Source organism: Gemmatimonadota bacterium (assembly GCA_040388625.1).
Lineage (GTDB): Bacteria > Gemmatimonadota > Gemmatimonadetes > Gemmatimonadales > Gemmatimonadaceae > Fen-1247.
In genome coordinates this window covers 1-11,220 of sequence record JAZKBK010000009.1, presented here as the reverse complement: position 1 = coordinate 11,220, position 11,220 = coordinate 1, and the positions used below count along the sequence as shown (strand labels likewise).

23 protein-coding genes are annotated in these 11,220 nt (G+C 61.1%); all 23 read left to right on the top strand.

The features are described 5' to 3' along the window. Positions 1 to 97 precede the first annotated feature (97 nt). The 23 genes from V4529_16820 to V4529_16710 all read left to right on the top strand — a co-directional run bounded on the left by V4529_16820 (position 98) and on the right by V4529_16710 (position 11,183). Positions 98 to 688: a hypothetical protein gene (locus V4529_16820; GenBank protein ID MES2360005.1), complete on the top strand. Its 591-nt coding sequence runs from the start codon at positions 98 to 100 to the stop codon at positions 686 to 688. A gap of 8 nt (positions 689 to 696) precedes the next feature. Further along, complete coding sequence (locus V4529_16815; GenBank protein MES2360004.1) at positions 697 to 1,143, top strand: HNH endonuclease signature motif containing protein; 447 nt, start codon at positions 697 to 699, stop codon at positions 1,141 to 1,143. After that, entirely contained in the window at positions 1,140 to 1,538 is a 399-nt protein-coding gene (locus V4529_16810) for a hypothetical protein (protein ID MES2360003.1), read from the top strand. Before V4529_16815 ends, V4529_16810 begins: the two co-directional genes overlap by 4 nt. After that, positions 1,538 to 1,858 carry a hypothetical protein gene (locus V4529_16805; protein ID MES2360002.1) on the top strand — a complete coding sequence of 107 codons (321 nt, stop codon included), beginning with the start codon at positions 1,538 to 1,540 and terminating at the stop codon, positions 1,856 to 1,858. Before V4529_16810 ends, V4529_16805 begins: the two co-directional genes overlap by 1 nt. Positions 1,859 to 2,288: 430 nt before the next feature. After that, the gene (locus V4529_16800) at positions 2,289 to 2,600 is read left to right on the top strand and encodes a hypothetical protein (GenBank protein MES2360001.1); all 312 of its coding nucleotides are present in this window, start codon (positions 2,289 to 2,291) and stop codon (positions 2,598 to 2,600) included. Then, positions 2,593 to 3,054 carry a hypothetical protein gene (locus V4529_16795; protein ID MES2360000.1) on the top strand — a complete coding sequence of 154 codons (462 nt, stop codon included), beginning with the start codon at positions 2,593 to 2,595 and terminating at the stop codon, positions 3,052 to 3,054. The genes V4529_16800 and V4529_16795 overlap by 8 nt, the downstream gene beginning before the upstream one ends. Further along, positions 3,051 to 3,377 (top strand): hypothetical protein, encoded by a 327-nt coding sequence (locus V4529_16790; GenBank protein ID MES2359999.1) that lies wholly within the window; start codon positions 3,051 to 3,053, stop codon positions 3,375 to 3,377. Before V4529_16795 ends, V4529_16790 begins: the two co-directional genes overlap by 4 nt. Then, positions 3,374 to 4,051 carry an HNH endonuclease signature motif containing protein gene (locus tag V4529_16785; GenBank protein MES2359998.1) on the top strand — a complete coding sequence of 226 codons (678 nt, stop codon included), beginning with the start codon at positions 3,374 to 3,376 and terminating at the stop codon, positions 4,049 to 4,051. Before V4529_16790 ends, V4529_16785 begins: the two co-directional genes overlap by 4 nt. 274 nt (positions 4,052 to 4,325) lie before the next feature. Further along, a complete protein-coding gene (locus V4529_16780) occupies positions 4,326 to 4,592 on the top strand; it encodes a hypothetical protein (protein MES2359997.1) in 267 nt (88 codons plus the stop codon). 468 nt (positions 4,593 to 5,060) lie between these two features. Further along, on the top strand, positions 5,061 to 5,261 hold the full coding sequence (locus V4529_16775; protein ID MES2359996.1) for a hypothetical protein: 201 nt from the start codon (positions 5,061 to 5,063) through the stop codon (positions 5,259 to 5,261). Continuing rightward, a complete protein-coding gene (locus V4529_16770; GenBank protein ID MES2359995.1) occupies positions 5,258 to 5,452 on the top strand; it encodes a hypothetical protein in 195 nt (64 codons plus the stop codon). The genes V4529_16775 and V4529_16770 overlap by 4 nt, the downstream gene beginning before the upstream one ends. A gap of 172 nt (positions 5,453 to 5,624) precedes the next feature. Then, complete coding sequence (locus tag V4529_16765) at positions 5,625 to 5,972, top strand: hypothetical protein (GenBank protein ID MES2359994.1); 348 nt, start codon at positions 5,625 to 5,627, stop codon at positions 5,970 to 5,972. Next, positions 5,972 to 6,811, top strand: coding sequence for a hypothetical protein (locus tag V4529_16760; GenBank protein MES2359993.1), 840 nt, complete (start codon positions 5,972 to 5,974; stop codon positions 6,809 to 6,811). The genes V4529_16765 and V4529_16760 overlap by 1 nt, the downstream gene beginning before the upstream one ends. Next, the gene (locus V4529_16755; protein MES2359992.1) at positions 6,808 to 7,011 is read left to right on the top strand and encodes a hypothetical protein; all 204 of its coding nucleotides are present in this window, start codon (positions 6,808 to 6,810) and stop codon (positions 7,009 to 7,011) included. Before V4529_16760 ends, V4529_16755 begins: the two co-directional genes overlap by 4 nt. A gap of 530 nt (positions 7,012 to 7,541) precedes the next feature. Further along, complete coding sequence (locus tag V4529_16750; protein ID MES2359991.1) at positions 7,542 to 7,781, top strand: hypothetical protein; 240 nt, start codon at positions 7,542 to 7,544, stop codon at positions 7,779 to 7,781. Then, the gene (locus V4529_16745; GenBank protein ID MES2359990.1) at positions 7,774 to 8,142 is read left to right on the top strand and encodes a hypothetical protein; all 369 of its coding nucleotides are present in this window, start codon (positions 7,774 to 7,776) and stop codon (positions 8,140 to 8,142) included. Before V4529_16750 ends, V4529_16745 begins: the two co-directional genes overlap by 8 nt. Continuing rightward, positions 8,139 to 8,870, top strand: coding sequence for a hypothetical protein (locus V4529_16740; GenBank protein MES2359989.1), 732 nt, complete (start codon positions 8,139 to 8,141; stop codon positions 8,868 to 8,870). Before V4529_16745 ends, V4529_16740 begins: the two co-directional genes overlap by 4 nt. A gap of 213 nt (positions 8,871 to 9,083) precedes the next feature. Next, a complete protein-coding gene (locus V4529_16735; protein ID MES2359988.1) occupies positions 9,084 to 9,401 on the top strand; it encodes a hypothetical protein in 318 nt (105 codons plus the stop codon). Then, complete coding sequence (locus V4529_16730; protein ID MES2359987.1) at positions 9,398 to 9,649, top strand: hypothetical protein; 252 nt, start codon at positions 9,398 to 9,400, stop codon at positions 9,647 to 9,649. The genes V4529_16735 and V4529_16730 overlap by 4 nt, the downstream gene beginning before the upstream one ends. After that, on the top strand, positions 9,646 to 10,047 hold the full coding sequence (locus V4529_16725) for a hypothetical protein (protein MES2359986.1): 402 nt from the start codon (positions 9,646 to 9,648) through the stop codon (positions 10,045 to 10,047). The genes V4529_16730 and V4529_16725 overlap by 4 nt, the downstream gene beginning before the upstream one ends. Positions 10,048 to 10,460: 413 nt before the next feature. Then, positions 10,461 to 10,619 carry a hypothetical protein gene (locus V4529_16720; protein ID MES2359985.1) on the top strand — a complete coding sequence of 53 codons (159 nt, stop codon included), beginning with the start codon at positions 10,461 to 10,463 and terminating at the stop codon, positions 10,617 to 10,619. After that, positions 10,616 to 10,825, top strand: coding sequence for a hypothetical protein (locus tag V4529_16715; protein ID MES2359984.1), 210 nt, complete (start codon positions 10,616 to 10,618; stop codon positions 10,823 to 10,825). The genes V4529_16720 and V4529_16715 overlap by 4 nt, the downstream gene beginning before the upstream one ends. Before the next feature lies 1 nt (position 10,826). Continuing rightward, a complete protein-coding gene (locus tag V4529_16710) occupies positions 10,827 to 11,183 on the top strand; it encodes an HNH endonuclease (GenBank protein ID MES2359983.1) in 357 nt (118 codons plus the stop codon). Positions 11,184 to 11,220: the final 37 nt, after the last annotated feature.

Sequence of the window (11,220 nt, the reverse complement as noted above, 5' to 3'; positions counted from 1 at the left end):
TCACGGAACGGCAGATCGGCGGGGCGGATGTCGAGACGGCCTCGCTTCGGGAAGTGGACTTCATCAATGGCCAATACGTGGAATCGGGGGATTCTTTGTGAGTGACACAATCAACGCAAAAGGCAGCGACAGTAAATTCCGTCCCCATCCTGACGGGCAGTACATCGGTATTTGCGTCGACACGATTGATCTAGGCGACAACGTTGAGACATTCGCCGGTCAGCCATCGAAGCTTGCTCATAAGTGCGCTCTTGTTTTCCGCACCGGCGAGCGCAACGAGGAGACAGGCGACTACATCGACATCGGTCGTGAGTTCACCGTGTCGATGGGTGAGAAGGCCAACCTCCGCAAGTTCTTGGAGCAGTGGCGCGGCAAGGCGTATGACGCCGAGCAGATCGAAGCCGGCGTGCCGTTGCATAAGCTCACAAACCAGGCCGGCCTGCTCACGATCGCGCAGGAGACGAGCAAGCAGGGACGAAAGTATGCGAAGATCACGGCCTGTGTCGGGGTGCCGAAGCAGATGAAAGGCGGCATCGGTCAGTACACTGATTACACTCGCGCCGATTACTGGGACGAGAAAAAGGCCGCATATCTAGCTGCAGCTCGTCAGTTCCGTGCAGAGCAGGCACCAACGTCGACCGATGATGATGAAGCGCCGCCTTATGAAGATTCAGAAATGCCATTCTAGGTCATGATATGAGTCCTGAGAACTTCTGGAATCACACCGCATCGGAACCGGGTACCGGGTGCCTTCTTTGGACGGCGTCGGTACGAACCACTGGCTATGGGCAGGTGCGGTGGCGCGGTAAGACCACCTCGGCGCATCGCGTCGCATATGAGATTGTGCACGGATCACCGGTGCCAAATGGTAAGGTCTTGTGTCATACCTGTGATCAGCGTTTGTGCGTGAACACTGACCATCTCTTTGTTGGAACACAAGCAGACAATCTGATCGACTGCGTACGGAAGGGACGATTACGCCCACATAATCGGTTGAAGGATCGTTGCATTCGCGGTCACGTCTTCGATGCAGCCAATACCATCATCATTGTAAGACACGGAGTTGTCGCTGGCCGCGCTTGTCGGGAATGCAAACTGGCATGGAGCCGCGAACACAAGCGGCAGAAACGGCGCACGACATGAGCGATACTCTCAACATTCACTCGACGATTCTCGACACATTGCCCTCGAGTGACGAACTCTTGTCGCGCCGAGTCGCCATCGTGCGGGAACTGTCACCGCTCCGCGCACTCTACGGTGGGAACGGGTATCGCGGCGAGCGCGCGTTTAAGCAGGAGGAGGCGAAGATTGCGATTGTCGTTCGAGCGCGATTGCGCGATGCTGGCGAGAAAACGACCGAGCCGCAGATCGATGCGCTGGTGCGAACGGACGACAAATACACGGTCGCGCTCACCAAAGACGTGAACGATGCGGCGCGATGGGTGGAGCTCGAGGAACGGCTAGAAGAAGTGGAGTGGCGGCTCCGGATGCGTCAGACGGATGCATCGCTACTCGCTGCTGAGGCACGACTCCAATGATGAGCGAGCGCTTCCGCTTCCTCTCAGAACACACCGGCCACGAATCATTGACCGGTCGGACCTGCACCGTGATCACAGCCTACGACGAGAGTTTCCTTTGGCCATTCGCAGTCCGCTTCGATGGGGATGGGACGACGAGTGTGGCCGTGCATCGCCAGCTCTCGCCGATCGCGGAGGATGGCTCAGTTGGCGAGCCGTTAGTCCCACCGAAGGGCTCACGGAAGGGCTGGGACACGTTTGCGAAGATGACGCCCAAGTGGATCGTGACCTCGGACGGGATGTTCGTGCCGGCCATGCAGGAACCGGAGAACGCGGCATGAGTTTCAATCCGTGTCCGAAACCGATTGCGCCACCGAAGGCACCGAAGCGCCTGAACAAGGTGAATCGCGCCCGCGTGGCGGACAACTTCAAGCGATGTTATCACTCGCGCGCTCGGCAGAAGCTCGTCAACCTGATGGCCTGCTCGGCGTGTGGTACGTGGGGATTTTCCGAGAATGCTCATGTGCTAGGCGTGGACGGCGCGTCGCTCAAGGGACCATATAAGTCCGTGGCGCCCCTCTGTGGCCCGCGCCCCGATGGTAGCGACGTCTATGAAGGCTGTCATCGGTTGAGCCATCGCGATCCAGCCGCGTTTCGCGAACGCTATCCAACGTTCAATCCACGCAAAGCCGCGCGTCAGGCAGAATCCAGGTGGCAAGCCTTCTTGCGAGGCGATGCGGGCGGGCTCCCCACTCAGCACGAGGACCGACCATGAGCGACAAATATGTTCTTGACGCGGTTGGCGAACCTATGCGCTGCGCCGATCTCATGGAGTGGGCGCGATGGTTCGAGACCGCAGACAGCGCGCGGCGCATTGCTGAGACGAACGTCGGCGATGTCCGCGTGAGCACCGTCTTTCTCGGTCTGGATCATTCATGGGGAAGCGGCCCGCCTCTGCTGTTCGAGACGATGATTTTCGGCGGCGCGCACGATGAAGAGCAGTGGCGTTATTCAACTCGCGCCGAAGCAGTCGCCGGTCACGCCGCAGCGGTAAAATTGGCCGGGGGCTCCGCGCATGGCTGACCAGGACGCTCGACCACCCGCTGCGCCCCGCGATCTTACCGGTTCCACTCCGGGACCGTGGAAACTCGTCGAGGACAGCCCTTCGGAATGCACCGTGCGGGCGCGCGGCAAGGTTATCTCGGGGATCGTCGCCACGATTCATCTCAGATGGGTTCACGCTGAGCAGCGCGCCGAGCAGGCGGACAACGCGCGATTGATTGCGGCTGCACCGGAACTGCTCACTGAGAACATCGCGTTGCGCGCTGCTCTCTCTCAGGCACGCGCCGAGCGAGACGAAGCTATCCGTGCGTGGCTCGTTGTGGATCGCGACGGCAAGTCCAGCATGGTCTACGCATCGCAAGGAGACGCTGACCGGGCGGCGCATAACATGGACGCATATCTCGCGAAGCCGAATGGCCCCTATCGTGTCGTGCCTTTGGTCGCCGCCGCCCGTCGTTCCGGGTGCACGACATGAGCGAGCGAGCCGCGATGTGGGAGCAACTAGAACGCGAGGCGCGCGAACAGGTTCAGGCCGAGCTCGATGTCGACGAGGTCACGCCCTTGGAGTTCGGGGCTGCGATTGTCTGGTCCGACTGCCGGCTCGGTCGAACCAATGGCCTTTCTGAGGTGCATCGGGTGGGATTCCCGCAGATCAATCACGCCTTCACGGCGTGTGGGGAGTTGATCCCGGCGCCGATCCGGTGGGTGCGGGCGAGTGCGGCGGTGATTCGGACGATGGGTAAGTGCAAATACTGCGAGGCGGAACTGGCGCGGATCAAACGGGAGAAAGCGGCATGAGTGCCAAAGACAAATTGAAGCCGGGAACCGCAGCGTGGTGGTCTGCGCGGACACGATTCGATCCGACGACTGGCTGCGTTCTCTGGGCTGGATTCGCTGACCGATTGGGTTACTGTCGCACAACGTGGAAAGGAAAAGAGGGTACGCTCGTTCACCGCGTCGCCTACGAACAAGTATATGGGCCGTTTGATCCGTCGCTGAAGATCTGTCATACCTGCGATACTCCAACGTGCGTCAATCCGCTGCACCTGTTTCTCGGCACGCACAAGGACAACATGCGCGACATGTTTGCGAAGGGCCGGGCCCGCCCGCGCGGTAAGACAACAGCGCCCTTGACAGCATTCCCGGCAGTGTCGTATAGAGTGTTGCGACGAGAGAAGCAAGCAATGTTTGATAAGGAAACTTTAAACGGTGGCGGGGATAAGGACATAATCCATCTTATACGTACCATTGGCTCCCAAGCAAATGGTGATGGGGAAGTGCCGGTATGGTGTCGCGTCACTAACGTCCCGCCAACGCGACCTACCCAAGCCATCGTTAAGTGGGAGCCCGCCAAATCGGCCTCGCCACAATTCGCGCCTGAGAAGGCCGCTGTCGCGACACCGGCGCTATGCTGTCCATCCCCGTCCAGCCCCGTGGTGACCACGTCGGGGACCAGTGAGGCGAACACATGAGCGCGAGCGATTTCAAAATGGTATACCGCGCTAGCATGACAGGCGTTGCGAATGGGACTATCGACCCCAGGGGATCGGCACGCGACCGTGACGTAAGACTCGCTGTCTCGCTGTGCAGATGTGGACACCAACGAAACCTGCATAACGCCGCAGGTGGAGTCAGTGCGCCGAATTTCGATTGGCGCGGTGGTACTGGACCGTGTGACAAGCGAATACGCGCCAAGACATGTAGTTGCAAGGCGTTCGTCGCGTCGGTGACCAGTGAGGGAGAGCGATGAGCATCAGACTACGCGTCGTCGACGGCGTTCTCGTCGCACTGTGCGCGGCTCGATCGGTCGAGAAGCCGGGCGACGTGTACCTCGACGATGGACAGCACTATGCGCTCGCAGAAAAGTTCTGGAACGACTACCCGCAATGTGGCATCGCCCCGGACGCTACTTCACTCTCGCTTATTGAACGCGAAGAATCTAACAACCCGAACCGCGAAGAATGGGATCGTACATTCGCGTCTCCCGGTCTTCAGGGAGCGCCGCGATCATGAGCGCGCATTTCAAGTCTAAGCCGGTAATCATGTCCGACGTGTGCATGAATTGTCAGCATGAGCGCCGCGATCATCAGGGAAAGCAAAACCGAGGCTCTTGCGTGAAGTGCTGGGAAGTCCTCTCCCGTCACGCGCCGCATTGCCAACGGTTCCGCAAATACATCCATGAGGGACCGAAACACTTCGCACCGAACGGTCAGCCGCTCGCGGGCTACTACCCTGGCGTCGAGTGCGAGCACGGCTATGACGCCTGTCCGATCTGCGATGCAATTCAGGGAGCGCCGCGATGAGCGACATGAAATTCCGCCTCGGGGACTCTGTCGAAGCCGATGGTGAGTATGGGCAGATCGTTGAGGTGCGCGCCCCGGGCACGCGATACCTTTACCTCGTCGAGTTAGAAAGCGGCTCCGTGATTCCCTACTTGGAATCCGAACTTTCGCCCGTGTCCGCTCCTCCGGAGTCCCCGCGATGAGCGCGCCAACAACTGAACGCGATCCCTTCAAGGATGCGACGCTGAGCATGGAAGAAGTGGCCGAGATTCAAGCGGCATTCGACAAAGACGACTACGACACACTGGACATCGAGGCACTTCTCGTCTCGCACGAACGGTTCCGTGCACAATGCGAGGCGCTACTCGGCGCGGTCGGCACCCAGGGGGAGCGCCCATGACCGACCATGTGAAAAAAGATGGCGACATTTGCGAGTTTGCATCGCGCGGTCGGCCTGAGTTTCGGGGCATCGTTCGGCTCGTCGATGTGAAATTTCTCGTTGAGTTCATTGACGGTCCATTCGACGGTCAGCGTATCTACGCAACCGCTGAGGAATTGACTCACGCCGCGGGCACCCAGGGGGAGCGATGAGCGCGCGGCGGATTCCTGAACTGTGGTGCTACGCCTTCGCGTGGATCATGATCGTGCTTCGCATCGCGGGCATGTTCGCGCACATGAGCGAAGCATGGCGCGCTGATACCATCGGGTGCGCCTGCGCCTTCTTACTCCTCGCGATTTACGAGCGCCTTCGGAGGCATGCCGCATGAGCGCCCCCCGCGAGACGCAGCTCGACCTCCGATTCCGAGTGCCATCGGTTCGCAGCGCGACCAGTGAAGATGCGGCGGATGAACTTGAGCGTGCTGGCAAGGCGAAGCGCGAACGCCGGCGGTGTCTGATCTGGTTCGCTTCGCAGTCTGAACCACGGACTCGGCACGAGCTCGCCGACGCGCTCTATCAGCAGACGGGTGGCATCGGCTCCGCATGCGGCCGATGTGCTGAGGTCATCTCGCTCGGCTGGTTGGAGGAGATTGGACGCAAAGAGAAGCGAGCGACGATTTCCATTACCGATCGCGGCCGGCAGATGGCGCGGCTCCTCACGAGGGCGGCGTAGTGGCGGATCGACTGACATTGATCATGGAACTCGGAGCACTGGCGACGGATGCAGCGCAGCGCGGAGACGACCGCGCCGCTCAGACGTTGCGAAGCGCCGCCGAGCGATTGTTCGCCGACACATCGGCGGTTGACTACATGGACCGGCATAGGCGTCGGGACAGAGAACGGAAGACGGAACTCCGTGGAATTCCACGGAAATCGACAGAATCCGACGACTTCCAAGGTCGCCCCCTCGGTTTTTCCCCCACACCCCCTTTTCCAACTCCCCCTGAAACACAACACAACACCGCGCGCGAAGCGATTTCGGAAGACGCGGAATTATTCAAGCAGTACGCCGGTCTGCTATCGCTTGCGATGGGCGAAGGTCCGTTCCGCGATGCCGATGCCTTTGTGCGGCGCCGACCGTCCGATACGTGGCTCGGATGGTTCCGTGAAATGCTCGCTCTCATCGGGCCGGGGTCGCAATACGTGGCCGCAGACTTAGCGCAAGTGTGCCGGGATGATACCGCCCTTGATCGGAAGATTGCCTCGCCGAAGGGTCTACGGGTCTTCTTGGGGAGCGCGCGGGCCGAACGGATAGCCATTGCAGCGGGTTCAGGGTCGAACGGCGCGGCCGCAGGAAAGGAACATTGGACCGACCGCAAGGCACGCGAGGACCACGAGACCGGCGAATGGCGGCTATTGACTCAATCGGTCGAGACGCGCCGAGCTCGTTCGATAGATGGCGACATTTGGTGGGGTCGGATGCACCGGGACAGCGGCCAGACAGGTGCGGACCTCTACCGCTATGCGGCGAAACATCTGAGCGAGCCGGGTCAGATGGGGGAAACCGCATGAGCCGCGACCAATTCACCGCAGAGTTTGCCCGCGGGATGCGCTACATCCTGCAAAAGCATGATCGCGCGATGGCTGCAAGGCCATATGCAGCAACGGCCTACGAGGAGGCCCAAACCAATCTTGACGGCGCGATTCAGCAACTCGCCGATCATCTCTTTGACTCGCTTGAGGCCATCAAACAGGAGGCGATCGAGGCATGATTGAAATGGCGAAGTGCCGCTGCGGCGCGTGGTTATCGATCGTGATCCTCGAGTACGGGGCGACCGCGGAAGTCTGTACCGTCTGCCGCTATCGGCAACCGCTCCGCTCGCGGGTCATGACGGACGAACTGGTCACGCTCTCACTCGAAGAGCGACGGACGGAGATCACCCGGAAGGTGTGCGCGTGGCCGGGCTGTGGTCAATTCGCGTCATCGCACCGGACGGACCTCTGTGCTCCGCACTGCACTGAACGCCGGTTGCGATTGAATCGGGAATACGCGCGAGCGAAAGCGGACTTGGTCCGAACGCGGGCGCATGTGGAACGGCCGCGCGCGCGCCATGCATCCGCGAAGCACGCAGGCATGGGCACCTCCGGCGCCGAAGAACGAACTCACGGTCCATTGTGAATTGAACGCGACGATGGAACAGATTGAGGCGCTTGGGCCTGAACGCGCGAGGGCCCTGTTACTCGGCATCGCAAAAGTTATCAGCGCGCAATCGCTATTTACGCCCACTGAGCCGACCCCGAAATGACTGACGAAAAGGATTTGACGTCTCGGGTACTCGCAGACGGGAACCTCCTCGGCTTCACGGCGCTGTCATCACAGGCGCCGATTCGCCCACCGGTCGGCACGGTGCGCTATCAAATGTGGCGCCTCACGGAGCGCGAAGATTCTACCGTCTTCGAGCCGATGCACGAACCTACGGCGACAATCGGAGCTGCGATGCGTGCGGCCCGTGACGCGCCCACTGAGCCGACCAATGAGTGACGAAACCGACTTCTGGATGGCGTGGCGCGTCCGTTGGTTGCCGCGACTGGCGCTGTGGGCTGCGCTCCTGATCACGTTGGCGCTCGGCGATTGTATTCGCTCAGACTGGGCTATTGACCGACGGCGCGACGCGGAAAGCGCGTGGGGGCGGCGAGGGAAGCCCGCTGATGCGCCACCACCCTTCCGGTTAGGGCCTGGTGGCGAATCCGCGCGACTCGTGGCTGGCGAATGTCATTACGACCTGAAGCGTGCGGGTACAAAGGCCGACTCAGCGGCGATCTACAAAGGCCAGCGGGACATGGACAAGGGAACGATGTCATGCGTCGAGTGGATGATCAACAACGGAGAGCCGACACCGTGAACGACTGGGACGAAGATTCTAGCCCGATTCCCGCCGCGCCGCTCGCGCATGACGGTGTTGCGGAGGCATACGAAGCGACATCGGGCGCGCCGCTCGCGTCCACGGACCCGCCGAATGAGCCGCTATTCTGTCGAAAATGCGGTGGGCACGCGGGCCACTATTCCGATTGTCCCGAGGTCGAACGCGCGCTCGCGTCCACGGACCCGACACCGCCAGCACGGAGACGTGACAAGTGGCGCACGCGAAAACCGTTCATCGCAGAGACGGAGGAATGCCACCACTGCAAGAAGCCCGCGCCGCTCGTCCCGGTCGATGAAGAGGTGACATGGGGCTCGCAGGTCGAGGGCTTCGCGGCCACGCCCGTCAAGGTACAGTCATGGTTCTATCGCTGCGACTGCGGCCACGAGTGGTACACCCACGCCGCGAGCCAAGTGCATGAGGCGACCGTTTGGCGCGCAACAATGGAGGCGATGTCTGACATTATTCTCACATTGCGGGCCGAGACCGCCGCGCTCCGACAGGACCGCGACCGACTCGACTGGCTCGAAACTCGGGTGCGTCACGACACGGCGCAATCGCTCGCCGAGGCTGACCTCGAAGGCGCGGCATTGGAGGCCAACCTCTATCTCTCGTGGGATGCTGGCGTGTCGCTTCGGGCCGAAATCGATGCAGCTCGCGCGGCCCCACCACAGGAGGACGCGAATGCGCACGTCGCCAGAGATGAGTAACGACCGAGCCTGCTGCGCGCATCTTCGTGTGAGTTATCGTACTGAGGATGTCGAACACGACTTTGGGCCTCCACGCGATGATAGTGGGATGCCGGGTCCGAGCAAGGCGCCGTCTGGCATTCATCGACTCACGCGCGGTTGGTGGGAATGCGATTCGGGATGCGGTAGGCAGTTCCAGCCCGCCGCGTTTGTGCCACAAAACTCGGAGGGGATATGATCAAAACGGACTGGGCAAAGTGGTTTCTCGTCGCCTCAGCGCCATTCGACGTTGTGGATCCGATCCTCGATGATGGGACGGGGCCGGTCGAAGAAGAGCGTACCGTGATGTGGATTCGCGCGTCAGATCGGAGACGAGCCCGCGTCTTGATGGTCCGCGTCTGGCGTCGTCGGACAAAGGGTGGTCTCGCTTGGCGTGATGCGCCGTGGCTGATCGATCACAATCCATTCGCCGGTATGTCGGTAGAATGCGCTGCTGATATTCCGGTTGATTTCGACGACGATGTGGTCGAGCAGACGGAGCGACCGACATGAGCGACGCCATCGACGAGGCCGACGATCAACTCGCGCTCTATCGCGAACAGAATGGCGAGGAGTGGCCGAACTGCGAGGTGCCCGACTGCGAGCACAAGCGGTGCTGTTGGGCAGGAACCGGATTCTGCTACCCATGCTCAGCGCGTGTGCTAGGCAAGGCGGAAGTGGAACGCCGCTATCGCGCTACGCACGCCTCAGACGGGCATTGGACTGGCTCGGCCGTCGCGGCCCATGAGGAGGAAAGGTGAGTCCGCGCACCGCTCGCAAAGCTCAACCCTCGGTCTCGCCATCAACCGCGGTCGCAGCTGGCCGAAAACTGGTCGCTGAGCAGCGCGTGAGTCTCTTTAAGGCGCTCTGTCGCCGGCAATGCGTTCCCGAACCCACGCTCGAACATCACTTCGCCCAACCGGAGCGCGCTTGGCGCTTCGACCTCGCCTGGCTCGAGCCCAAAATCGCATTGGAAGTCGAAGGAGGCGCGTGGACGAAGGGCCGACATACCCGCGGCGGTGGATTCATTGAGGACATGGCTAAATACAATCGCGCGACGGAGTTAGGTTGGCGCATCTTCCGCGTCACGCCCTCGCAACTCGATACACTCGAAACCGTCGAGATGATCAGACGCGCGCTCCCGGATGTCCCTAAGTAGCGTAATGCGTCTTGCGCAATCAACAAGTAGTCCACATACTATCAACATGAACCGTCCCTTGCGTTCACTTTGGAGCATTGCCTCCTGAACGCTGACCCCGCCGAAGCCGAAGCTCAAGACGTCGAAGCAACGCGCTCACTGTCCGAGCGCGTTCTTGCTATCGGGGAACCCCGCCTCTTGATGGCCAGCATGGATTGGGAGAAGCTATTCAGCTCAGCCAACCCGCCCGGTGCTGTCGCGCCTTCAATGGCTCGCGATACCCTGACCCGACAAGCCATTCGACGTAAAGAGGATCGCCGCCGCGCCTACCGCTCGGGCATCTCGGGTCTCGTCCGGGCCATCGCCGCCGCATGAGCGAGAAAGCCATTGTCGCTTCCGTTGGACTTGATATTCAACTGACGGACGAGGAACGCATGCAACTAGAGTCCCTCGTTGAAAGGCGAATGCTCGCCGCAATAAGTCGGTGGCGCAGGCAGGAGGAGCAGCGCATCGACGACGAGATTATCAATGGGCGCCCCGACGGTCGCAGCCCCGTCGGGGTGATCCGCGCCGTCGCAACGAGCACGCGATGAATCGCCTCTCACGCCGAGCCAACTGGAAGGGACTGAGACGCGAGCGGGAGAAGTCGCACGTCGTGCCCTGTCGCGTGTGCGGTGCCCCGCTCCGCTTCGACGTGCCCGACCCAATGCGCCTCGGTCGATCAATGGAACAGTGCACCAACGGACAGTGCGTAGGCGCGACGCCGCACGTCATCAAGCCGCAGTCGATGAGCGCGTGATGTGCCAACAAGGCCGCTCCGACCGTGTTCACAGCCCGGCTGCCCTACCCTCGTCGCATATGGTCGATGTGCTCAGCATCGACAGCAAGAGAGCCGAGGCACAGCACTCGATCGCGGCTACGACTACCAGTGGCAGCGGTCCAGCAAAGCCTTCCTTCGCGAGCATCCCCTCTGCCACTACTGCAAGCTACGCGGGCTCACCGTCGCGGCTGGCTGCGTAGACCATGCGACTCCACACCGCGGCGATCGCACGCTCTTCTGGGACCGTAGGAACTGGCGAGCCGCATGCATAGCGTGCAACTCATCGAAGGGCGATCGCGACGAGTCGACATTTCTCCGATTTATCAGCTCCCATTGAAAACATGATTTCTTTCAGGGGGTGTCGCTTTCTAGAC